Annotated in this window: 22 protein-coding genes and 1 pseudogene; 10 read left to right on the forward strand and 13 right to left on the reverse strand. The window is 66.3% G+C overall.

Annotation, left to right across the window (positions count from 1 at the left end; genetic code table 11):
* Window positions 1-24: 24 nt before the first annotated feature.
* Both P8R42_01050 and P8R42_01055 read left to right on the forward strand, forming a co-directional pair.
* Window positions 25-1464 carry a divalent metal cation transporter gene (locus tag P8R42_01050; protein MDG2303234.1) on the forward strand — a complete coding sequence of 480 codons (1440 nt, stop codon included), beginning with the start codon at window positions 25-27 and terminating at the stop codon, window positions 1462-1464.
* Window positions 1465-1493: 29 nt separating this feature from the next.
* Window positions 1494-1631, forward strand: a pseudogene (locus P8R42_01055) (aldo/keto reductase).
* A 310-nt stretch (window positions 1632-1941) separates the two neighbouring features.
* Here P8R42_01055 and P8R42_01060 read toward each other — a convergent pair.
* Both P8R42_01060 and P8R42_01065 read right to left on the reverse strand, forming a co-directional pair.
* Window positions 1942-3006: a dihydrodipicolinate reductase gene (locus P8R42_01060; protein ID MDG2303235.1), complete on the reverse strand. Its 1065-nt coding sequence runs from the start codon at window positions 3004-3006 to the stop codon at window positions 1942-1944.
* A 424-nt stretch (window positions 3007-3430) separates the two neighbouring features.
* On the reverse strand, window positions 3431-5164 hold the full coding sequence (locus tag P8R42_01065) for a hypothetical protein (protein MDG2303236.1): 1734 nt from the start codon (window positions 5162-5164) through the stop codon (window positions 3431-3433).
* A 122-nt stretch (window positions 5165-5286) separates the two neighbouring features.
* Between P8R42_01065 and P8R42_01070 the strand changes: the two genes are divergently transcribed.
* The 3 genes from P8R42_01070 to P8R42_01080 are packed head-to-tail and all read left to right on the forward strand — an operon-like array spanning window position 5287 to window position 7495.
* Entirely contained in the window at window positions 5287-5871 is a 585-nt protein-coding gene (locus P8R42_01070) for a DDE-type integrase/transposase/recombinase (GenBank protein MDG2303237.1), read from the forward strand.
* Window positions 5780-6778 carry a glutathione S-transferase family protein gene (locus tag P8R42_01075; GenBank protein MDG2303238.1) on the forward strand — a complete coding sequence of 333 codons (999 nt, stop codon included), beginning with the start codon at window positions 5780-5782 and terminating at the stop codon, window positions 6776-6778. Before P8R42_01070 ends, P8R42_01075 begins: the two co-directional genes overlap by 92 nt.
* Before the next feature lie 3 nt (window positions 6779-6781).
* On the forward strand, window positions 6782-7495 hold the full coding sequence (locus tag P8R42_01080) for an aquaporin family protein (GenBank protein ID MDG2303239.1): 714 nt from the start codon (window positions 6782-6784) through the stop codon (window positions 7493-7495).
* Window positions 7496-7555: 60 nt separating this feature from the next.
* On the opposite strand, the gene P8R42_01085 is transcribed toward P8R42_01080, so the two are convergent.
* Both P8R42_01085 and P8R42_01090 read right to left on the reverse strand, forming a co-directional pair.
* Window positions 7556-7969: an SRPBCC family protein gene (locus P8R42_01085; protein MDG2303240.1), complete on the reverse strand. Its 414-nt coding sequence runs from the start codon at window positions 7967-7969 to the stop codon at window positions 7556-7558.
* Between the two features lie 17 nt (window positions 7970-7986).
* Window positions 7987-9054, reverse strand: coding sequence for a D-2-hydroxyacid dehydrogenase (locus tag P8R42_01090; protein MDG2303241.1), 1068 nt, complete (start codon window positions 9052-9054; stop codon window positions 7987-7989).
* Between the two features lie 41 nt (window positions 9055-9095).
* Between P8R42_01090 and P8R42_01095 the strand changes: the two genes are divergently transcribed.
* Genes P8R42_01095 through P8R42_01105 form a run of 3 tightly spaced genes read left to right on the forward strand, consistent with a single transcriptional unit; the run spans window position 9096 to window position 11318 of the window.
* Window positions 9096-9806: a hypothetical protein gene (locus tag P8R42_01095; GenBank protein ID MDG2303242.1), complete on the forward strand. Its 711-nt coding sequence runs from the start codon at window positions 9096-9098 to the stop codon at window positions 9804-9806.
* 2 nt (window positions 9807-9808) lie between these two features.
* A complete protein-coding gene (locus P8R42_01100; protein ID MDG2303243.1) occupies window positions 9809-10501 on the forward strand; it encodes a hypothetical protein in 693 nt (230 codons plus the stop codon).
* Between the two features lie 22 nt (window positions 10502-10523).
* Entirely contained in the window at window positions 10524-11318 is a 795-nt protein-coding gene (locus tag P8R42_01105) for an SDR family NAD(P)-dependent oxidoreductase (protein ID MDG2303244.1), read from the forward strand.
* Window positions 11319-11325: 7 nt separating this feature from the next.
* On the opposite strand, the gene P8R42_01110 is transcribed toward P8R42_01105, so the two are convergent.
* Window positions 11326-11880 (reverse strand): aromatic-ring-hydroxylating dioxygenase subunit beta, encoded by a 555-nt coding sequence (locus P8R42_01110; protein ID MDG2303245.1) that lies wholly within the window; start codon window positions 11878-11880, stop codon window positions 11326-11328.
* A 1-nt stretch (window position 11881) separates the two neighbouring features.
* Complete coding sequence (locus P8R42_01115) at window positions 11882-13162, reverse strand: SRPBCC family protein (GenBank protein ID MDG2303246.1); 1281 nt, start codon at window positions 13160-13162, stop codon at window positions 11882-11884.
* Window positions 13163-13237: 75 nt separating this feature from the next.
* On the opposite strand from P8R42_01115, the gene P8R42_01120 reads away from it, so the two are divergent.
* The gene (locus P8R42_01120; GenBank protein ID MDG2303247.1) at window positions 13238-13855 is read left to right on the forward strand and encodes a TetR/AcrR family transcriptional regulator; all 618 of its coding nucleotides are present in this window, start codon (window positions 13238-13240) and stop codon (window positions 13853-13855) included.
* A gap of 123 nt (window positions 13856-13978) precedes the next feature.
* Here P8R42_01120 and P8R42_01125 read toward each other — a convergent pair whose 3' ends face one another.
* From P8R42_01125 to P8R42_01150, 6 genes are read right to left on the reverse strand one after another with little or no spacing between them, the layout of a single operon-like run.
* Window positions 13979-14290: a hypothetical protein gene (locus P8R42_01125; GenBank protein MDG2303248.1), complete on the reverse strand. Its 312-nt coding sequence runs from the start codon at window positions 14288-14290 to the stop codon at window positions 13979-13981.
* Between the two features lie 33 nt (window positions 14291-14323).
* A complete protein-coding gene (gene yhbY / locus P8R42_01130) occupies window positions 14324-14623 on the reverse strand; it encodes a ribosome assembly RNA-binding protein YhbY (protein MDG2303249.1) in 300 nt (99 codons plus the stop codon).
* Window positions 14620-16956 carry a CoA transferase gene (locus P8R42_01135; GenBank protein ID MDG2303250.1) on the reverse strand — a complete coding sequence of 779 codons (2337 nt, stop codon included), beginning with the start codon at window positions 16954-16956 and terminating at the stop codon, window positions 14620-14622. The genes yhbY and P8R42_01135 overlap by 4 nt, the downstream gene beginning before the upstream one ends.
* 45 nt (window positions 16957-17001) lie before the next feature.
* Entirely contained in the window at window positions 17002-17445 is a 444-nt protein-coding gene (locus P8R42_01140) for a nuclear transport factor 2 family protein (GenBank protein ID MDG2303251.1), read from the reverse strand.
* A 10-nt stretch (window positions 17446-17455) separates the two neighbouring features.
* Window positions 17456-18001 carry a hypothetical protein gene (locus P8R42_01145; GenBank protein MDG2303252.1) on the reverse strand — a complete coding sequence of 182 codons (546 nt, stop codon included), beginning with the start codon at window positions 17999-18001 and terminating at the stop codon, window positions 17456-17458.
* Window positions 18002-18046: 45 nt separating this feature from the next.
* Window positions 18047-18760 carry an HAD family phosphatase gene (locus P8R42_01150; protein ID MDG2303253.1) on the reverse strand — a complete coding sequence of 238 codons (714 nt, stop codon included), beginning with the start codon at window positions 18758-18760 and terminating at the stop codon, window positions 18047-18049.
* Between the two features lie 4 nt (window positions 18761-18764).
* On the opposite strand from P8R42_01150, the gene P8R42_01155 reads away from it, so the two are divergent.
* The gene (locus tag P8R42_01155; GenBank protein MDG2303254.1) at window positions 18765-20042 is read left to right on the forward strand and encodes an MFS transporter; all 1278 of its coding nucleotides are present in this window, start codon (window positions 18765-18767) and stop codon (window positions 20040-20042) included.
* Window positions 20043-20178: 136 nt separating this feature from the next.
* On the opposite strand, the gene P8R42_01160 is transcribed toward P8R42_01155, so the two are convergent.
* Window positions 20179-21672, reverse strand: a complete 1494-nt coding sequence (locus P8R42_01160) for a sulfatase (protein ID MDG2303255.1) — start codon at window positions 21670-21672, stop codon at window positions 20179-20181.
* Between the last annotated feature and the right edge of the window lie 28 nt (window positions 21673-21700).

The raw sequence follows: 21700 nt of genomic DNA on the forward strand, positions 1-21700 counted from the left end.
GTTTAGCGACATGGCTACGAGCCGATGAGCGATTCCGGCAGACTCCAAGGGGAAGACCTCGACGCGGTACGCGCCGGTCTCCGGCTGGCCCATCCGCCCGACCCCGCGCAACTCGAAAACGAGCGCGCCCGCCTCGCGGCCGCCGACGCGGCGCCCCTCGGCCAGCGCCTGCGTGTCTACGGTTCCATGGTGGGGCCCGGTTACATGCAGAGCGCGATGACCCTGGGCGGCGGCACGGCGACCGCGGCACTCTTCTCGGGAGCCGTGTTCGGCTACGCACTCCTGTGGGTCGCGCCCGTGGCAATGCTCTTCGGTGTGGTGATGCTCTCGGCGGTCGCTCACCAGACCCTCTCGACCGGGATGCGGCCCCTCGAGGCCATGCGGCGATACGCCGGGACGCCGTTTGCTGCGGTGTGGGCCCTCGGCGCCCTCTTCTCTTCGGTCATCTGGCACTTCTCCCACTACGCGCTCGCCTCCGCGGTGGTCGTGGACCTGGCCGACGTCGCCGGCGTCTCCGGCGTCCGACCACTCTGCGCCGGCGTGTTGATCCTCGTCTGGGCGATCGGCCTCAGTCTGATGTACGGCACGTCGTACCGACTCGTCCGCATCTACGAGCGAATCCTCAAGTACATCGTGTGGGGCGTCATCCTCTCGTTCGGCCTGGTCGTCGCGCGAACGGGCATCTCCGACGTCGGCGCGCTCGTGCGCGGATTCACGGCCTTCGAGTTTCCTGCGGACCGCAACGGCGTCGCCGCGGCCACGCTCGTGGCGAGTACATTCGCGGCCGCGGTCGGCATCAACATGCTCTTCCTCTATCCCTACAGCCTGCTCGCACGCGGCTGGACGCGGGAACATCGCGGACTCGCGCGGTTCGACCTCGGGGCCGGGATGTTGGTTCCGTACACGATCGCCGCGAGCCTCATCACGATCGCCGCCGCGAACACGATCCTCCTCGATCCGGGCTACGACGGCACCCGCCTTTCGCCCGTGCAGGCCGCGCAGACGCTGGGCGCGGTCATCGGCCCCGAGATTGGCCGCGTCGTGTTCGGTCTCGGCATCCTCGGGATGGCGCTCAGCAGCATGACCCTACACATGCTCGTTTCGGGATTCGTGTGCGCCGAGGTCTTTGGCTGGGAGTTCGGCGGAACGAAGTACAAGCTCGCGACACTCATCCCGGCGCCGGGCATCCTCGGATGCCTTTACTGGAGTGACATCGCCGTGTGGGTCGCTGTGCCGACCAACATCGTCTGCGGCCTCTTCCTCCCCCTGGCGTACCTCGGCTTCATCCGCTTGCAGCGGAACCGCAACTACCTGGGGAACGACACGCCGAGCGGGACCACGGCCAACTTGTGGCTCGCGGCCATGTCTCTCACCACGCTGTTCCTCGCGGCCTTCTACGGCTGGTACCTCGTCTCGAAGGGCCCCGGCTATCTCCAGACGCTGCTCGGCGGCCCAGGCGCCTGATGACCAAGGGCGGACCGACGGAGTCCTGCGTCGACTGTGTTCTCCTGGCCAGCCGCTACACGCTACTCGAAGAGACGGCCCTCGGCGGACCCCTCCCCGCCTGCGCGGAACGCGGCGTCTCCGTCATCGCCGCGGGAGTGTTCAACAGCGGGCCCCTCGCCGGTCCTGACGGCGCACGACTCGAATGCGGACAACGGCGGCGCGTGCGCACACGTCGAGACGTTCGCCAACGTCACACCGATCGACGAAACCGATCGCCGGCGGCTCGCCCTCACACGCGATGCCGTCCTCGCCTCGAGGTCTGAACGGAAGTGACTCGCGTTGATCCCTTGCTCGCGCGGCGCCAAGGTCGGCACGGACGACAGGTTCAATGCATGGAGACCCCAAGCTTCGCGTCGTGGCAGCAGTCTGGAACCACGCGCTGCCGAAGACTGTCGAGCGTCGCTTCGAACGGCGCGGGCACGGCTCCTTCTCCGGTCAGAGCCTGCGGGACAAGCCGGGCGCTGCCTTGCCCGAGACGAGCGGAAGATCGAGATAGCTCTTGATACCGGGCTCCGCGCGACACACCGCCGGAATCGCGCTGATCCCGTGCGTCGCCGTCGCGACGATGCCCGGGTTGCGCTCGAGCCCCTCCTCGGGGGTTTCGGGATGCCAGCCGTGGAACGTCGCCTTGCCCGAGGGGTCGCCCGTGACCTCGACCTCGAACCGCTCACCCTCGGGACCGAACGTCCAGCCGGTATCGAAGCCCTCCTCGCCCATGAACCAGTTCGTGCGCACCGTGATCACCGGCTCCCCGCGAACGGACGCCTGCCACGTGAAGCGCTGCGCGGCGACGAGCCCCGGCTCGATCACGCCGATCGGCGAATCGAGCGGCTTCGTCGCGATACCGATCTCGTGGGACGTCGTCTTCTCTGCATCGAGATCGAAACCCAGCGCGTCGGCGACCATGTCCATCGATTGAATGAAGCCGTCTGCGAGCATTGCCGGCATCGAGCTCTTACGGGCTTCTTCCGGCGTCTTGCCGAAAAGCATGATCTCGCCCACGACGAACGGAGCACCGTACGACCGCAGGTCCGACCACTCCTCGGCGCGCACGTGAGTGATCGCGCGCGACAACGCGGAGACCATGAGCGGAAAGCGCTCCGTGATGCCGCCGGGGTGAATCCCCGTGCCGTGAAGCGTGACGCCGCCCTTCTGACAGGCGGACTCGACGTCCGACCAATCGCGCTCGCCGCGGTAGAACCAGTTCAGCGGCGTCACGATGTTCTTGCCGGACTCGAGGATGCGCAGAACCGTCTTCTTCTCGCCCATGATCGGCGAGTAGAAAACGCAGTCCGCATCCGTCGCGAGCAAGGCGTCGATGTCGTTCGTGGCGGCCACGCCGACCGGAGCCTCGCCCGCGAGTTCTCCCGCGTCCCGACCGACCTTCGCGTCGCTATGCACCCAGGCCCCGACCAGATCGAGCTCGGGATGTGAGAGGATACCCTGAATTCCGGCGCAGCCTACGCCGCCGGTCGCCCACTGGATTACCTTGAACGTCACAGGAACCCGTCTACCGCAGGAGGCCAACGGCGTCGATGCCGAGCCGCGTCATCCTCCGTTGCGCGACGGATAGCTCCCACAGACGCAGAGGATGTAGTGCAGACCGAGGTCCGGTGCATGCTGTTGTGGGCGATGCTTCCGCTCTCGGGCCCGACGGTCCCCGGCCCCATCTTCGGAGGGTTCGGTTGCCAGGTGACTCTTGCGGTTAGGGGAAGATGCATCGCGGCGTTTGCAGGGGGGACACGGGAGCTTCCCCTGATCTCGGCCGGGCGCGGGTCTGGGCCAGGGGCCTCCGCATCGTATCTTTCTTGGGCCGGTGCTCCCGTCCCCGATCGTGCACATCAGCCCACGCCTCGGCGTCGGGCCGGCCGAGCTACAGGGAGTTCGCTCTCGAGCGAGCCGGGCCCCTCAGAGAACGACCCGGCTACTCGACGTAGTACGCTCCCATCAGCAGCAACATCTCATCCTCGGTACTCACGCCACCGCCCAGGACACAGGCGTCACAAACGCCGTCGCCCGCGCCCGGAGAGCTGTCGCACGAGGCACCGTCGGCCGAGCCGGAGCAACTGGCACCGACGTCACCCGCCGTACACGCCACCGGCTGGCAGATGCCTGCCGCGTTTGCCGGCGTATTCGAGCGGCGCTTCACGCCGATCGGATCCATCTCGCCGTCCGCGTCGAGACCGTTCTCATAGTACGCGCAGAACGTGATCTCCCGGTCCGCCGCATCCGGAGAGTCGAATGCGAGGGCCGGTTTGTAGTACTGGTTGGTCGGATCGTTGTAGACGAAGTTCTCGTAGATCTGAGTCCCGTCGGCCATCTCTACCCAGAATCGCTTCCCGCGCTTGTGGGTGTGCGAGATCAAATTGAACAACCGCGCCCCTTCCGGGAGCGTGATCGTCTGGCACAACGTCTCGGTGCCGTACGGCGGCGTGCTCTGCCCGAAGATGTTTTGTGCGGCGAATAGGCGGCTGATCGGGACACGCTGCTCGGTCGCGTACGTGTAGTTCAGGCGGGCATGCATCATCGTAGACTGGGTCGTCACGTTGAACGCGTGCGAGTTCCACAGCCAATATCCCTTGAGCGGGATCTCGGCGAAGACACCATCGGCCAGCTCCTGAACCTCGTTGGATTGCTGGGCGACCATCAACTGCTCGCGCCGACTGGCATCGAACTCGCCGACCCCGATGCACGCAACCGTATTGACCGGCGCGCTCGCGCACGCCGCGCCTTCACCGCAACCGCCGATGTCCGTCGCCTCACAGGGCTCTCCGTGGCGTTCGCCGCCGGCGCAGAAGAACTCCCCGAAGCTGCTCGAGTGGGCAGCTGCGAGCCCGTAGAGGATCAAATGGTGCGACTGCGGGTCCTGCCGAAGATCAGACGCGGAGATGCGGAAGTGGCTACCGGCTGCGTTCTGGAACTCCGCGGGAACCTCATCCGTCAGGTCGTAGTACTGCGCCAAGCAGATCTCACGCTCGGTACCGGCTCCGAGCTCATACTGCGGCATGACCAGCTGTAGCCCCTCTTCGGCCGACGGCGGATCGAGCGGCCGGATGATGATGGGCTCGGGGTCGGGCAAGCAGCCGTCGACGAGATCCTGCGTCTCGTCGACCGTGCCGTCCACCGGAGCACCGGCCTTGATCCACACACGGACCAACTCCAACTCGTTCATGGAGAGAGCCGTGCTCCCAATAGGCATCGTTGAGCCACCGACCGCTACGGCCTCGGGCGTCGTCTTCGCGGCGAGCTTCAGCCAGAGGTAGCTCCGGTCGTTGTCGCCGGGCCTGATGCGCGGGAAGGCGCTGCCGGTCGAACTAACTTCGAGGAGATTCGCGTATGAGACGTCCGCGGAGAGATCGAGACCACCCGACGCAGCACTCCCGTGACACGCCTCGGCCGTACAACCGTGCGGCTCGAAGATGGTCTGCTGAATCGCGTCGAACGTACCCGTGAACGTCGTGTCGCAACCGTCGACGGGCGGCTCGGGATCGGTCGGGCCGGGCGGCTCGGGTTCCGAATCCGGCGGCATCTCGACCGGCGTCGACGTGGCTCCCCGGCCGTCGGAAGACGAGCCACTGCTGCCACACCCCGCGCCGATCAGGGCGACGACGGCGAGCGAAACGACCGAGAGATTGTAGGTCCAGAAGCGAGCCCTCACCATCTAAGATTTAGCACAGATGACGCGTGGGACACATTGGGAAATTAACCGAACAGACGCTCGGAGCGCCCAGTGGCGCCGCGCCGCGAAAGACAGAGAAGGCCGCAGGCGCAGCTCGAATCTTGCGGTTACTTCAGCGGATTCAGGTCGCGATCGTCCCGGGCGGCACCAAGCCCCGCGACAACGTCATCGCGTCGGCTCCCGTCGGGCGACACCAGCGTGGGCAATCCCTGCGCGTCGTGAGCTGGGGCTGGCACTACCTGTCGATCGTGCTCGACGAGGACTCGCGCTACCTCCTGGTGTGGACAATCGGCACGACGATGAAGGCATCGGACGTGATCCAAAGGCTGGACCTGGCGCGAGCGAAGGGGGGCGTCGACGAAGTGGCGGTCGTGCATCGACTTCGACTGCTGAGCGACAACAGCCCCTGTTACGTCTCCGGTGAGCTGGCGACCTACCTCGGTCGCCACGGGATGGAGCACACACGAGGAGCGCGGTACCATCCGCCGCAAGCCTACTCTACCGCCGAGGAATCAGTGGGGCGCCTGATACGGCTGCATTCCCGCGGCCCCATCCGCTGGACGGTCGGACTCCCAACTGCGAGAAACCCGCGACATGGCAGACACGTACCGCATCTTCGGCGCAGAGCTCTCCCCCTACTCCGTCAAAACCCGGTCGTACTACCGCTACAAGGGCATCCCACATGAGTGGATCGTCCGAAGTGGGAACACGATGGCGGAGTACCAGAAGTATGCGCGACTGCCGATCATCCCCGCCGTCGCGACCCCCGAAGACGAAGGCTTGCAAGACTCGACCCCGATTCTCGAGGCGATGGAGGCGAAGTTCCCGGAACCGTCCACGCACCCGCCCGGGGCCGCCCTCAAGTTCCTGTCGGAGCTGCTCGAGGAATTCGGCGACGAGTGGGGCAACAAGTGGATGTTCCACTACCGCTGGGCCGATGAAGCGGACCAGCGGTCGGCCGCGACACGCCTCGTCGACGCGATGATGCCCGACGCGCCCGAAGCCGACCGGGCCGCCATGGCCGGCCAGATTCAGGAGCGCATGGTCGGTCGCGTGGGCGTCGTCGGCTCGAACGAGCACACGGCGCCCATCATCGAAGCGTCCTTCACAAACGGCGCCGAACTGCTCGAGAAGCATCTCGTGGGTCGGCCCTACCTCTTCGGCGGCCGACCGTCCTTCGCCGACTTCGGACTGTGGGGCCAGGTCTACAATGCGTGGACAGACCCGACGTGCGGCAAGATCCTGAACCAAAAACCGGCGGTCCGCGCCTGGATCGATCGCATGCTCGACCCGAAAGCCGAGGGGGACTTCGAGAGTTGGGACACTCTCGCTCCGACGCTCGAACCGATTCTGCAACAAGAGGTGCGGATCTTCCTCGTCTGGGCCTCCGCGATCGCCGAGGCGATCGGCTCCGGCGCCGACGACATGACGGTCGATCTCGACGGCAAGAAGTGGTCGCAGACCGTCGGCGGCCCGCAGAAGTACCACGCGAAGTCGCTCAAGGAGATGCGGCGGAAGTACGCGGAAGTCAACGGCGATGACGAGCTGCGCGCGATCCTCGAGCGCTCCGGCTGCCTCGGCTCCCTCGCCTGACGCATGCGCACTTTCGATCTTTCACGGCGCCTCGTCGCCGAAGGCGTCGGCACCGGCTTCCTTCTCTGCGCGATCGTCGGCTCTGGGATCATGGCCGAGCGACTGGCGGGCGGGAACGAAGCCCTGGCGTTGCTGGCGAACACGGTGTCCACGGGCGCCGTGCTCGTGACCCTCATCCTCACGTTCGGCCCGATCTCCGGCGCGCACCTAAACCCGGCCGTGACGCTCGCCGCCGGGATCGAGGGCGGACTGCCCGCGAGCGAGATGGGCGCGTACGTGCTCGTCCAGATCGTGGGCGGCGTGCTGGGTGTGCTCGTCGCGAACGCGATGTTCGAGCTTCCGATCGTGACGTTCGCGAGCAAGATCCGTGCGGGGCCGCATCAGCTGCTGAGTGAGTTCGTCGCGACCTTCGGTCTGCTGTCGATCATCTGGGGCTGTTCGCGACTTCGGTCGACGGCGGTACCGTTCGCCGTCGGCGCCTACATCACCGCCGCTTTCTGGTTCACGTCGTCGACGTCGTTCGCCAACCCGGCCGTCACACTCGCCCGTTCTCTTTCGGACAGCTTCGCCGGGATCCGCCTCACCGACACGCCGTCCTTCATCGGCGCGCAGCTCCTCGGCGCGGTCGCAGCGACACTGCTCTTCCGCTGGCTCGTGCCCGACCTGGAAACCGTCGCCCCACGAGTGATCGGCCGCGCAATGGACGACGGGAGCTAGCCCCGCCCGCCGCTCGATCGCGGATCTCGGCGCGACATCGAGGACCAGCGACCTCGCCGCTCAGGCCACGCCGAGGTTCTCTTTGATCCAGCCAATCATCGCGTCGTAGAGCCCCTCGAACTGCGCGCCGACTTCCGCTTCGCTCGCGCCATCGGGCTCGTAGGTGCAGCTCCACACCAGCTGGGCGCTCTCCGCTCCGGCGGCCGAGACGACCATCGTGGCGTGGTAGTCCTTCGCGGGAACCGGCAGACCCTCATCGATCGTGTAGCCGATCTGCTTCCCGCCTTCGTCGATGCTCTCGAGACGCTCTCGCAACGCGCCGCCCATGAGGACGCGCACCATGCCGACGCCCTCCCCTTCGACGGTCGCCTCGTCCCCACCCGGAATCCAGGGGACGTTGCCGAAGTCGCGCACGAGCGCCCAAAGCTTGTCTGCCGAAACCGCGATCTCTGCCTTGACGGTGGTCTGTGCCATGAGGACTCCCTAGCGATTCATGCCCCCCGGCGGAAGCCGAGGGCATCCATGTCCACGCGGTTCCTCATCGGCTCGCCGGTCGCGTACCGCCGCAGATTCTCCGCAAAGAGCTCGAAAAGGTCCTCCATGTACCGATCGACCGCCACCGCCCCGTGCGGAGAGACGTACGTGTTGGGAAGGTCCCAGAATGGACTCGACGCGGGCAGCGGCTCCTCGTCGAAGACGTCGAGAACCGCGGCGCCCAGGTGACCGCTGCGCATCGCCTCCAGCAACGCCGCCGAATCGACCAGAGGTCCTCGCGCGACGTTGACGAGCACGGAGCCCTGAGGCATCGCCGCGAGTGCCTCCGCATCGATCAGGCCCTCGGTCTCAGGCGTGTGCGGTGCCGCGACGACGACCGTGTCGCAGCGCGCGACCATCGCGTGCAGGTCTCCCGGGCCGAACAATTCGTCGGCGACAGGTGACGTCATGCCGGGTCGATACGATCGCTTCAGCGCGAGCACGCGGACCCCGAACGCACGCGCACGGATCGCCACCTCCTCCCCGATCGCACCGAGGCCGACGATTCCCATTGTCGTACCGCCGAAGGTCCTACCATGGGCGCCGACCCACTCGTGCTCGCGCTGCGCGGCCTCCAGGCCCCGCAGGTTCTTCCAGATTTGAAGCAGCCGACCGAGAACGAACTCGGCGATCGACCGCGCCCCGAGCCCGGACGAGTTCGTGACGAAGACCCGATCGGCCGAAACCCCCGCCGCGACCCACCCGTCGACACCCGCACCGACCGAGTGAATCCATTTCAGTCGCGGCGCGCGGCGCATGAGATCGCTCGGCGTGTGCAGCCCGATCAGCACCTCAGCTCGCGCGAGAGCTTCCGCCCTCTCGACCGCGACGGTCGCGCCCCACGCAGGGGGCTCGTCGTGCGGCTCGGCGGGTGGCGGCGAGATCCAGTCCGATGCAGGGTCGACCGGAAGCGGCACGGGTTCGATGCGCGGGTCGATCGCACGTAGCGCATCGAGTTGGGCGGGGTCGTGCATCGCAGGGAAGCCGAGACAGACGACGATGGGCTCTTCCTTTGCTGGGGCCATCCGCATTTCGTAGTGCGCCGCGACGCGCTTGTCATGCCCGGGTGGGTCTGATCGTATCGGCCTCGAACCCCATGGCGATCTACGTCTTCGAGACCATCGACATCACCGGCGCCGGCCGCGGCGCACTGATCGATCGACTCCAAACCGGCTGGGCGCCTCATCTCGAAGACGAGTTCGGCATTCGGATGGTTGGTGTCTGGGCAACTGCCGGCAGCACCGCCAGTTGGCCCGAAGCAAATGTCCTGTGGGAGATGGACGACTGGGAGCAGTTCGGCCGCGCCCAGGCTGCGCGCTTCCCGCTCGAGGAAAACGACCCCTACGGGTGCGAACTCGAACGCCACTCGCTGCCGCTGCGCGCCGGTGGTCGACACGACCTGCTCATCGGCGCCGATTTCTCGCCCACCCGGGCACAGATCCGCGCCGAAGACCGCGCCGGCTCCGTCGTCCTGCGCGAGAACGTGCGCAGCCGCCCCGGAGCCTTCCACGAATACCAGGCGGCGCTGGCCTCCGAATACCTGCCAGTCGCCACGGCCCGCGGCATCTCGCTCCTCGGCGCGTACGCACATTCCTTGCGCCCGAATCTCGGTATGAACCTCTGGTCGTTCCGCGACTGGGCACACGTCTGCGAAACCATGGAGACCCTCGACACCGACCCCGAGCGCGCGGCATGGGCGAGGCGCGAACGCGAACTGCTCGACGACAGCGAGGCCTGGCTTCTCGCCGCACCACCGGCCGAAGCTCTCGGGACCTGACCGTGGCGATCTATCTGCACGAGATCATTCGCGTCGTCCCGGGCCGCGAAGACGAGTACATGGCGAGCGTGCTGTCCCTCGGGTTCATTCCCGCCCGTCGTCGCGCGGGCGTGAAGCACTCGGAGGCCTTGGGCCTGTTTCGCACCGCCGAGCACTCGGGGCCGGCGCCCAAGGTGGTCAACATCTGGCAACACGAGGGCTGGAACACTCTCACCGGAGCGCTCGCGCGCCAGTTCCAGGACCACCAGCGCGACAGCAAGATGGAAGCATGGTGGAAGGCGAACACGGACCTGAGACGCGGCGGACACGATCGCGTGCTCCTCCCTACCGCGTACACGCGTGACCGCGAAGGCCTCGCTCAGGACGCGGTTCGGGGACGGGTCTTCGTTCACGAGATCGTCACCCTCCCGATGGGAGAGCCCGCCGCCTACCTCGAGCGACTTGGCCGGCTGCAGCCCGTCTTCGGCCAGCTCGGTTGGGAGATCGTCGGCGCGTACCGCGTCGCGTGGCGCCCCCGAGAAGCGCTCGTGCTGTGGGCCCTGCCCGACTGGGAAACCCTCGGAGCGCTCCACCAAGCCGCGCCAGCCGACCCCGAGTTCCGCACCTGGCTCGAGTACAGGGAACACGTCGTGCAGGACCTGGACGAGATGGTCCTGCTCCCCGGGCGCATGAACCCGCTCAGGCTTCGGGATTGAGCGCCCCAAGGAACACCGCCAAATGAGGCTCGAAGGCAAAGTCGCAATCGTCGTCGGCGCGGGACAAACGCCCGGCGAAACCATCGGCAACGGACGGGCCACCGCCCTTCTCTACGCGCGCGAGGGCGCACGCGTGTTGCTCGTTGACCGGCGGATCGACTCGGCCGAGGAGACCCGTGCGCTCATCACCGAAGAAGGGGGTGAGGCGATCGCCCTCGCCGCGGACGCAACGAACGGAGACGATTGTGCTCACCTCGCGCAGGCCTGCGTCGAGAAGTTCGGGCGGATCGACATCTTGCAGAACAACGTCGGCATCGGACACGGCGACGCGAGCGTCATGCGTCTCGCCGAGGCCGACTGGGACCACATCTTCGACGTGAACCTGAAGACGGTGTTCCTCGCGAGCAAGCACGTGCTGCCGATCATGCGCGCGCACAAGAGCGGCTCGATCGTGAACATCTCTTCCGTCGCTGCCGTCGCCGCGATGCCGCTCGCCGCCTACAAGACGTCCAAGGCCGCCGTGAACGCGCTCACCCAGCAGATGGCCATCGCCAACGCCAAGCACGGGATCCGCGTGAACGCGATCATGCCTGGACTCATGAACACCCCGATGGCGATCGAGACCATCTCCAAAGCCACCGGCATCCCGCGCGACACGCTCATCGAGCAGCGCGACGCGCAGGTGCCGCTGCGGGGCAAGATGGGTACGGCCTGGGACGTCGCCTACGCCTCGCTGTTCCTCGCTTCGGACGAAGCCGCGTTCGTCACGGGCGCGATCCTGCCCGTCGACGGCGGGCAGTCCGTGAAGGTCGGCTAGAAGTTCTTCAGAAAAAGAGCCCGAGCGTCGGATACTCGATGTTCGCGAGGTCCATCACGATCTCCCGACTCGCGAGCTTGAAGCCGTCGCCCTCGCGCAGCAGCACGTCGCGACGCTGGCCCGAATAGAGGAAGCTCTCACTCGAGGGCCGCGCGTAGTACAGGTGAAAATTGCTGAGCGCGGACAACCGGCTCTCCGAAACCTCCACGATCTCCACGTTGCCGATGATCCGACGCGTGCGGGCCGGCGGGTTTTCTGACCAGGAATTCGGTTTGAAGGCCCGATCGACGCGCATCGAAAGATGCAGGTAGCTCTCCTCGCGGTAGGGTGCGCCGCCCGATTCGACTCCCTCGAGCTCGCGGTCGATACTGATCATCTCTTCCTGACCGCGCATCGTGTTGTCGACTTGAGGATTGCCCCGCGCCGGCATGACGTAGCGCACCTCCTCGCTGCAAGACGAAAGCCAGGTTCGATATTGGCGACCGTCGAGGAGACGCGCCTCGCAGTAGTAGAACTGCTCGACCTGGAACTGCAGCTCAGGGGTCACGGCCGGTTCCGGCATCTCAGCTCTCCACCGCGCGGAGGTCGTCGCGCCAGCGCTGGAAGAAGCTGCGCGCGTAGAACTCGTTCGCCGTCACGCTCACGAGGCCTGGAAGATCCGCGTGGGGTGCCTCCTCGTTCAGGCCGAGCCCGTAGTAGAAAGGGCGATCCTCGACGAAGTCGATCTTGGTGCCCTTGAACTGCTGGGACCACGCCTCCGAGTCTTCTTGCTCGATGATTCCCCCGGGACCGAACAACGCAGTGTGGTTCCCGCGCAGCGCCTTCTTCACGGAATCAGGAGCGTCGGCCGGAACCACGGCCCACGACCAGTACTCCACCTTCCCCGGTCCCCGCGGATGCGAGACCTTGAAGGCCGTGCTCGACCACAGGAACGAGAAGTTCGGATAGATGCCGTACGTGAGCCCCTTCATCCGCGACCGGAGCGGCCCGACCCGCTCCGCGGCGTGCGCCTGAAGCTCGTTCAGGTACTCCTGCACTTCCGGCCCACCCACGAAGGCGGCCATGCCCTCGAAGCCCCACGCGACCTGATCGACGGCGGTGCCCTCCGGCATCAACCGGAACGTGGCCCCGTGCCCGGGCTTCGGCACGACACTCACTCCATGCGCGATGATCTCGTTGTTCGCCTCGGGCGGAAGCACGTTCGAGTGCAGGAACGGACCATGGTTCACGTCCCCGAGCTGATTCTCGACCGGGAGTTTCCAGTTGGCGTTGATGACCCAACGCTGCGCCTCGCCCATGAACTCGATGCCGGCCGGGAAACGATCGAAGAACGCTTCGAGGTAGAACTTCATGTCACCGAGGTATTTGTCGAGGGACTCGATCTCCTCGTTGAAGCTGCCGAAGATCAGGCCGTTCCATATCTCGACCCGCGGAACTGCCTTGAGACCGAGACGACTCTTGTCTGCCCCGTTTCGCAGCTGCTTCTCCTGCGGAATCGAGAGCAGGTTCCCGCCGAGGTCGTACGTCCAGTTGTGGTACGGGCACACGAACTTCGTCGCCGTGCCGCGACTCGCGCGGCAGACCGCAAGACCACGGTGACTACAGCTGTTCACGTTCGCATGAACGCCACCCTCGGTGCCGCGCGCGAGGATGATCGGCGTTTCGCACATGAACGCCTGAACAAAGTCCCCCGGGTTCGGGATCTGCGATTCATGCCCCAGAAAGAGCCAGGCCTTCCCGAAGATGCCTCGCTTCTCCAACTCGTAGATCGCCGGATCGCTCCACGCTCGCCTGCTGATGAGCGTCGCGTCGTCGTTCACCACGTTGCCGATTCCGTCTGTCATTCGTCGCACCACCGGTCGTTGAAGGGGTTGAATGAAAACTATCAGTCGATAATATCGGTATCAAGGAGGCACCGGATGCCTGACGGAGCGATGAAAACCAAGGGAGAGCGAACCTCAGAGCGGATTCTCGACGTCGCGGAGGCCCTGTTCGCCACGAATGGGTATGAGGGGGCCTCCCTGCGCGCGATCTGCCGCGAGGCCGGCATCCAGCAGCCCGGCATCTACAACCACTTCGAGAGCAAGCAGCACCTCTACGCTGCCGTTCTCGACCGGGCACTCTCCCCAATGGCAGCGGCACTCGAGAACCGCCTGAGCCATCACGATCCCGCGCGCGCTCAGGCCGAACTCCCCGGTGTCATGACGGATCTCCTCCTCGAGCACCCGTCGATGGCCGCCCTCTTCCAGCAGGCGCTGCAGGGCGACCCGTCGTCCGTCGGCAATCAGATGCTCCAAACGTGGCTCGATCGACTCTTCGCCCAGGGCATCGAAGCCCTCGAGCCGGTCGCCGTGGGTCTCGATCGAGTCGACCTCGCCCTGCGCATCATCGCGCTGTTCAACCTGACGACGGGCTACTTCCTGTCGCAGCGCGCGTTTGAATCCATGGGCGGCGGAGACATCACCAACCCCGACAACGTCGCGCGCCAGAAGCAGCTGTTGGAACGACTCGCCCGCGCAGTGATGCCCTCCTCATGACCCACGCCCCCGGAACAGCGCCCCTGGACCGCAACTCGGCTGGTCCTCTGCGCAGACGCGGGGTGATGTGCACGACCGGGGCACGACAAGAGTGACGATTAAAGAACGTCCCTACCGATCCGGCTACGCGGCCGTGCGACGCAAGGCCACCGCGATCATCGCGGAGGCCGGCACCACGAGGACACCGCAGAGGAGCGGCACCCGCAGCACCTCCTGCGGCATCGGTCCCAAGGACCTCAGCACGACGATTCCGAGCGCAAGCGGCGCGTTCTGGATTCCCGTTTCGAGCGCGATCGCCCGGCGCTGACGCGGTGCGAGTCCGAGCAGGCGAGTCCCCAGGTATCCGAGGGTGAACCCGATGGGCCCAAGCACCGCGGCCGCGCCGACGGGAACGAGCACCGCGACGAGGGTCGTCAGCAAGAGGAATCCCGCCACCGGGACCGGACCGAAGCCGGAGATGAGTGGTTCCTAAGAGGGGACTTGGAGGCGTGGCTCTTCGGGGTGCGCTCGGTAGAGGAGAAGTGTGTGCCCCAGAGTCTGGATGACTTCCGCCCCGGTCCCGGATGCGAGCGCGGAGCCGACTTCATCGCGATCGGACGGACACTCCGTACCCCGGCGCACCTTGATGAGCTCATGCGCCAGCAGCGCTTCGTCGGTTGCAGCGATCACGGACTCTGTGACGCCACCCTTACCCACCTGCAACACCGGCTCGAGGGAATGCCCCAGACCGCGCAGATGACGCCGCTGCTTTCCCGTGAGGGCATTCATCGACATACTCCTTCTTCCACCAACCGCTCGACCTCGGCCGCGCCGAGGCCCAGGGCCTCCGTGAGAACGTTCTCGGTATCCGCCCCGAGCAGAGGCGCGGCCGCCGCCGCGCGCAACGGGGTCTTCGACAGGCGCAGCGGATTTCCCACATGCCGCGCCGAGCCCACCTCCGGGTGCTCGAGCGTGACGAGTGCGCCGCGCGCCGCCAGATGGAGGTCCCGCCGGTGCTCATCGGGGCCCTGCACGAACATCGCCGACACGCCCGCCGCTTGCAGGATCTCGGTCACCTCTTCCGACGGGCGCGTCCGCGTCCATTCGGTCAGCCTCGCGTCGATCTCTTCACGAGCCTCGACCCGCCCCTCGGCGCGCGCGAACCGCTCTTCGCTGTCCCAGCCAACGGCCGCGACGAGGCGCTCCCACGCCGCGTCGTCGGAGACTGCGATGGCACACCAACGATCTTCCCCCACACAGGGATAGACGTCGTGCGGCACCGCGGTCTCACTTCGGTTGCCACGCGGCTCGGGTGCGCGCCCGGTGCATGCCTCTTCCAGGTACAGCTCGCCGAACAAGTAGGCGGCCGCTTCGGTCTGCGCCATCTCGACGAACTGACCTTCGCCCGACTTGTTCCGGTGATCGAGCGCCGCGAGGACCGCGAGCGCACCGATTTTGCCGGCGATGTGATCGGGGTGGTTCAGCGCAGTTCCGCAAGGATACGGGACGTCGGCGTGATTCCAGAACGGATGGATTCCCGCGAACGCCGCATTCAGCGGCCCGAAGGCTTGCATCTGATCGAGCGGCCCCCCACGGCCGTAGCCCTGCGAGGAGAAGTAGACCACCTTCGGATTGCGCGCGGCGACGTCTTCGTAACCGAGGCCGAGACCTTCGAGCACGCCGCCGCGGTGGTTCTCCGCAACGACATCGGCGGTCGCGCACAAGTCGAGCGCCAGCTTGCGCCCCTCTTCGGTCGATAGATCGAGGCAGACACTCTTGCGGCCACGACACTCGTCGTTGAACGTCCAGGCTCGGTTCGGCTCCTCGTCCAGGGTCGCCAACCGCAGAACGTCGAGATGGGCACGCGACTCGATTTTGATGACTTCCGCTCCGAACTCCGACAGGACACCGACCAACTCGGGAACGACCGCGGCCACGCCGAACTCGATGACGCGGACGCCGTCGAGGAGCAGGCCAGCGCCCGCCACGTCTGTCTTGGCCGCGATCTTCCGGGGCGAAAAGCCCTCGAGATCGTCCTGACCCGCCAGCGGCGCGGGGCGGCGGACCGTCGCCGGGGTTTCCGAGAGGCTCCACACCGGGGCGCAGAACGGCGCGTCGCCCAGACCGGGAAACTCGGTCTCGACGAACGTCTCGCGCTCCTTGCTCTGCTCGCACGCAACGAATTCTTCGGGTCGATGCACCGGGCCCAGCGGAAGCCCTGTTTTGCGCGCCTCTTCGAATAGCTCCGCGCGCGTATGCTTCTGCGTGATCTCCGATGCCACGACGCGAATCACGTCGCTGTTCAGCATCCGGAAGACGATGTTCTCCCACTGCTCGCCTTGAAGCGCCTCGGGCTGCCCGAGCACTTCTAGGAGGCCGCGCCAGTGCTTGACGTTGCCCGGAACGATGCGCACCCAACCGTCGGATGCTGGAAGAACGAGATAGTTCCCGTCCGCGCTGCGCGGCGGCGCAGAGGGCAGGATTGGGTACGTGCGTCCGTAATCCTCGAGCGGAATCGCCCAGGGATTCAGACCGGCAATCCCCGCCTCCTGCACCGAGACCTCGACGTTCTGGCCTTGCCCGTGTCGGTCGCGGTCCATGACGGCCGCGAGTGCACCAACGGCGCCGTACACCGAGGCGCAATCATGCGCAGCGAAACCCGGAAGCCAACACGGCGGTCGGTCCGGAAAGCCAGACGCGAACAACGCGCCCGACGCCGCGAATGCGGGAAGGGGCTCCAAGTGCCAGTCGGCCTTCGGGCCCATGCTGCCGAAGTCCGACAGCGACACGTGCACGAGGTGCGGATAGCGCTCCGCCACTTGCTTCGGCGTGAGCCCGAGAGCCTCCTGACGCTCGCGACCGAGGTTCTCGATAAGAACATCCGTGCCGGTGCACAGCGATTCGAAGCGCTCTCGTCCCGACTCACCCTCGACGTCGAGGAAGGCACCGCGCTTGTTCGCGTTGCGGTACAAGTAGGCGACCGACTCCATGTCCGCGTGCGGATCGGGAGCCTCGATCTTGACAACGTCGGCGCCGAGGTCCGCGAGGAGCCGGCCGGCGAGTGCACCACGGAGATCGGTCAGATCGACGACGCGCAGGTGTCCGAGGGGGGAGTTGAACATGGGCAGACTCTACGGACCGCCCCCGTCCCGAACAAGATCGTGCGGTCAGCTCGCGGAGGGCAGCGCAAAGCGGCCCGTGCCGGATCGCCAGTCCACCAGGACGCTGCGATGGGACAGCAGCCACTCGCCCCCGACTTTGCGTAGCCGGTCTACGTAACGTCCCGAATGGTCCAGGCCCCGATCCGTCACGACCAGGAAGTAGGTCCAGGCATCCGCCTCGGTCGCCGACCGGATCTCGGCTCGGTGGGTCGTCAGGTGGTGGCGCATGGTGGCCCCTTCGGCCCACGCACCGGTGTTCTCACGGACTGGGACGAGCCGCTCCAGGATCGCCTCGCGCCCCCGCGCCTCCCAATCCCCGCGGATCTCGAGCACCCCATCCTCGCAGAAACAGGCGGCCAACTCCTCGAGCCGGCCTCGATCCCCCGCGAGATTGTACCGCGCGACGGTATCGCGGATGGCCTCCCGGGCCAGGAGATGGTCAGCGGTCATTCCGGAAACGTCAGTCCTCGATGTCGATCGAGGCGAGAAACCGGTCCACATCGGCCATCGAGTGGCCATGGGGAACGATGCCGGTGAAGCTCAGCATTTTGCCATCGACGATGAAGAACTCCGCACGGGCGTCTTCCTTGGCGGCGTCCTTGTGCATCGTGAAATCGAGCTTTTTGCCCTCGTAACCGTCTCGCTTCACGTCGACGTAGGTCTTCTCGGTCCCGTTTCCCTTCTCAAGAAAACTGTCGCGAATACTGTCGAGGAGAGACGAGTCCGACATGAAAAACGCTGCGATGCCGGGCAAGTCCACGCGCGTCGCCATGAAGGTCTCGCCGCCGCGCTTCGCGCGATAGCTCACGTCTTCCACCGTACCAGCGAACGTCGAGGTTTCCTTGACCGTTCGTTCAGGCAGCAACGGCATCTGGACGATGAAGCCCTCCGCAAGGGGCTCGACCTTCACCCAGGCAGCACCCTCTGCGGCGGCGAGGGCGATCGGTACGAGACAGAGACAGGCGAGCGAAACGCCGGCGACGAAGAGAGCCCAAGAGTTGCGCATCGACATCCTTCGCTTCCGGGAACGCCGATGGCAACCTTCGCGTCGTCAGCGACCGAGGAGCCGATCGAGTTCCGCGAGCGCGCCCGTCGGGTCCTCCTCGACGAGAACGGCGACAAGGCCCGACTTCCGAGCCGCGTCGATGTTCCCCGGATGATCGTCGAGAAAGATGGAACGCGCGGGCTCGACCGAGAGTCTTTCACACGCGAGTGCGAAGATTCGAAGGTCGGGTTTTCGCATCCCGACCTCGCTGGAATCGACGACGTCGTGGAAGAGCTCGTCCACCGGGATTGTGCCGCGCCAGTGTTCGCGAAACTCGGCGACGTTGTTCGTGAGCAGTCCGGTTCGGAATCCGTTGCGCCGCAGCCCGCGCGCGCAGTCGACCAGGGCTTCACGAATACCGCCCGACTCTGCCAAGGCCGCGAACAGCTTGTAGAGGTCGGCTTCGAACCCGTGCTCGGAGCCGATTCCGAGGATGGCCTCGCGCGCTTCTTCGATCGCGAGCTCGCCGCGCTCGAGTCGGTGCCACGGGTGGTCGGTGTCCGACGAGTAGGAGCCGAACACGACGTCGATCAGCCGATCCGGCGACGTACCGAGCTCTTTTGCCATACCGCCGACCGCCTGAAACGGAGATGCCGTGAACACCCCCCCGAAGTCGAAGAGAACCGCATCGAAATGTTGGCTCATCCATCCCAGGATAGCCGACCACGCGCCGCCGCGCAGGCCGTTGTTGCCCGGGCCGGGGCGTTCTATGGTCGGCATCCGCATGGACCCCGCGCCTCCGTATTCCACCGCCTACTCGCGCTACGTACTGGGGCTGCTCCTCCTCGTCACGGCCTTCAACGTCGTCGATCGCAGCATCGTCGCGCTCGTCGCGCAGGACATCCGCACGGAGATGGATCTCACGGACCGGCAGATGGGCCTGCTGATGGGATTCGCGTTCACCATCGTCCACCTCCTGGCCGGGCTCCCCATCGCCCGATTCGCCGATCGCGGGGGCGTGCGTCGCACGATCATCGCAATCAGCCTGTTCGCGTGGAGCGCGATGACCGTGGCCACCGGGATGGCTCGCACGTTCCCCCAGCTTCTCCTCGCCCGCATGGGCGTCGGCATCGGCGAGGCCGGCGGCGGGCCTCCCGCGCACTCCCTCATCGCCGACTACGCACCGCGCTCCCTCGCGAGCGGGCTCTCCGTCCTACCCATGGGCGCCGTCGCCGGGCTCGGGCTCGGCTTCCTGGTCGGTGGCTGGATCCAACACGAATGGGGCTGGCGCGCGGCTCTGTATGCGATGGGCGTCCCCGGCCTGCTCCTCGCGATCGTCGTGCGTCTCACCGTCCGGGAACCGCCTCGCACGCTCCCGGTGCAAACGGAATCGATGTGGGACGCGGCGCGCGCCCTACTCGCCCTCCCCTCGTACCGATGGACTCTCGTCGCCATGTGCATCGCCGGCTTGTCCGTCTTCGGTCGGTCGAGCTGGGAGGTGTCGTTCCTACGGCGCACGTACGAGATGGACGCTCGGACCGCAGCGTCCTGGTACTTCCTGATCAGCCCCCTGCCGAGCTTCTTCGGCGCGTACGTATGCGCGCGGGTCACCGACCGCCTCGCTGCTCGCGACCCGCGTTGGTTCGCGTGGGCGTGCGCCCTGGGAAACGCCGCGTTCGTACCGACGTCAATGGCGTTCTATCTCTGGCCGAGAGATCAGACGCTCGGCATCATGCCCGTGGCATTCGCCTGGAGCGCCGTCGCCTCTCTTCTGGGAGCGGCTGCCGCACCGGCGACGTCGGCCATCGCGCAGAGGCTCGCGCCGCCGTCCCGGCGGGCGTTCTCCGCGGCCCTGTGGTCCATGGTCTTCAACTTCGTCGGCCTCGGCCTCGGCGCCTACCTCGTCGGCGACTGGAGCACACGACTCGAAGCGACGTACGGCACCGATGCGCTTCGCTATGCGCTTGCGACTATCAGCGTCACCCCGCTCTTCGCCGCCGCATTGAACCTGCTCGCGGCACGCAGCATTCGCAACGACATCCGCACCGTCGACGCCTCTTGAACTCCGGCCGTGCTCGGATCCAAGCGTCCGGCCGATGACCGCGGCAAGCAAGTACATCCGTCTTCAGACGACCCGGGCCGGCGGAGTCGGCCTCGTCACCGACACGGGGGTGCGGACCGACCGGCATCCTGGGACGCTAGCGCCAGCCGCGTGGGTTGGTCTCGACCTCGGCGCGCATCTCGTCCAGCGCTCCTGCGAGTCGTTTGCCCTCTTCCGGATGCCGGAGAATCAGGTTGTGATTCTCCGCATCCGTCGCGACCAGTGTCAGGGTCGGCTTCGACCGCCCAGGTTGCCCGGTCTCGGCCAGGTACTTGAACCGCGCATCACGAACCGCGTCGGGATCCTCGCTCATGACCGGGAAGTAGAAGAGGAACGGATGCGGGCTGGGTGCACCGCTCTCCCAGACGGAGGCGAGGTCCCGACCATCGATGACACGGTCGCTCGGCGCGGTGAGCCCGGCCAGGCCGAGCAGGGTCGGAAACAGATCGATGTTCATTCCCATGGCGTCAGTCGTCTGGCCCGGTGGAATCGACCCGGGCCACCTCGCGATGAGCGGAACGCGCTGCCCTCCTTCGTACGTTTCGCCTTTGCGCCCTCGAAGGCCCCCGGGGCTACCGTCGTAGTCGGGACCGTTGTCGCTCGTCACGATCACCAGGGTTCGATCCGCAAGGCCCAACCGATCGATGGCGTCGACGATCGCCCCGGTGCTTCGATCGAGATCCTCGACCACGTCTCCGTAGATCCCGCCCTCGGACTCACCGGCGTGTTCCGGGTCGGCGAAGTGCGGAACGTGCGGCGCCGTGTGCGCCAGATACAGGAAGAACGGCTCCTCGCGATGCTGCTCGATGAACTGGATCGCCTCCTCGGTGTAGAGCCGGGTGAGTTGCGTCTGATCGACCCCCTCGGTTCGTTCGAATTTGTCGTCTTCATCGCGGAACGCCCCGAGGGGGTTTGAGGTGTCCGTCGTGTCCTCGATCTCGATCTCCGCGTTCCGGTACACGTGCAGCGGCATCATGTCGTTGCTCCAGTGCACGCCGTAGTACGAGTCGAAACCGAAATCGTTCGGCCAGTAGTCGGGCAGCGCGCCGAGATGCCACTTTCCGATCATTCCCGTCGCGTAACCGGCGGCGCCGAGCGCCTCCGCCACCGTGATCTCGTCCTTCGACAGTTCGTTCGGGTAGCCCCCCATCCTCCGAAGAGTGCCCAGCGGCATGCTGTCGGGAAAAAAGACATGCGCAGCGGTCCCCGAGCGCACCGGGTACCGCCCGGTGAGCAACGCGGCGCGCGCCGGCGTACACACCGGCGACGCCGAGTAGAAGCTCGTCATCCGAACGCCCTCCTGCGCGAGCCGGTCGATGCGCGGCGTGTCGATGAGCTGGTTCCCGTAGCTCGAGAGATCACCGTACCCGAGATCGTCGAAGAAGATCACGACGAAATTCGGCGCCTGCTGCGGATCGACCGGCTCGAGACCGGCGAGGTACTCGGCCTTCTCCGCGCCGTGCACCACCTCGGGTGGGGCGGGGAACAGCTTCACCTGAACCCAGCGCCCTGCGAAGACGAGAACCGCGGCCGTGAGGGAAACAAGCACGGCCCAACCCAGGCCCATGGCGAGCCAACGCGCGAATCGCATCGCGCAATTTTACTCGAACGGACGGTTG

The sequence above is a fragment of the Candidatus Binatia bacterium genome (genome assembly GCA_029243485.1).
Taxonomy (GTDB): domain Bacteria; phylum Desulfobacterota; class Binatia; order UBA12015; family UBA12015; genus VGTG01.

Excerpts from the sequence above, each read along its gene's own strand:
- P8R42_01050 (MDG2303234.1), top strand. The coding sequence starts at position 25 with ATGAGCGATTCCGGCAGACTCCAAGGGGAAGACCTCGACGCGGTACGC.
- P8R42_01075 (MDG2303238.1), top strand. The coding sequence starts at position 5,780 with ATGGCAGACACGTACCGCATCTTCGGCGCAGAGCTCTCCCCCTACTCC.
- P8R42_01080 (MDG2303239.1), top strand. The coding sequence starts at position 6,782 with ATGCGCACTTTCGATCTTTCACGGCGCCTCGTCGCCGAAGGCGTCGGC.
- P8R42_01085 (MDG2303240.1), bottom strand. The coding sequence starts at position 7,969 with ATGGCACAGACCACCGTCAAGGCAGAGATCGCGGTTTCGGCAGACAAG.
- P8R42_01090 (MDG2303241.1), bottom strand. The coding sequence starts at position 9,054 with ATGGCCCCAGCAAAGGAAGAGCCCATCGTCGTCTGTCTCGGCTTCCCT.
- P8R42_01105 (MDG2303244.1), top strand. The coding sequence starts at position 10,524 with ATGAGGCTCGAAGGCAAAGTCGCAATCGTCGTCGGCGCGGGACAAACG.
- P8R42_01110 (MDG2303245.1), bottom strand. The coding sequence starts at position 11,880 with ATGCCGGAACCGGCCGTGACCCCTGAGCTGCAGTTCCAGGTCGAGCAG.
- P8R42_01115 (MDG2303246.1), bottom strand. The coding sequence starts at position 13,162 with ATGACAGACGGAATCGGCAACGTGGTGAACGACGACGCGACGCTCATC.
- P8R42_01120 (MDG2303247.1), top strand. The coding sequence starts at position 13,238 with ATGCCTGACGGAGCGATGAAAACCAAGGGAGAGCGAACCTCAGAGCGG.
- yhbY (MDG2303249.1), bottom strand. The coding sequence starts at position 14,623 with ATGAATGCCCTCACGGGAAAGCAGCGGCGTCATCTGCGCGGTCTGGGG.
- P8R42_01135 (MDG2303250.1), bottom strand. The coding sequence starts at position 16,956 with ATGTTCAACTCCCCCCTCGGACACCTGCGCGTCGTCGATCTGACCGAT.
- P8R42_01140 (MDG2303251.1), bottom strand. The coding sequence starts at position 17,445 with ATGACCGCTGACCATCTCCTGGCCCGGGAGGCCATCCGCGATACCGTC.
- P8R42_01145 (MDG2303252.1), bottom strand. The coding sequence starts at position 18,001 with ATGCGCAACTCTTGGGCTCTCTTCGTCGCCGGCGTTTCGCTCGCCTGT.
- P8R42_01150 (MDG2303253.1), bottom strand. The coding sequence starts at position 18,760 with ATGCCGACCATAGAACGCCCCGGCCCGGGCAACAACGGCCTGCGCGGC.
- P8R42_01155 (MDG2303254.1), top strand. The coding sequence starts at position 18,765 with ATGGACCCCGCGCCTCCGTATTCCACCGCCTACTCGCGCTACGTACTG.
- P8R42_01160 (MDG2303255.1), bottom strand. The coding sequence starts at position 21,672 with ATGCGATTCGCGCGTTGGCTCGCCATGGGCCTGGGTTGGGCCGTGCTT.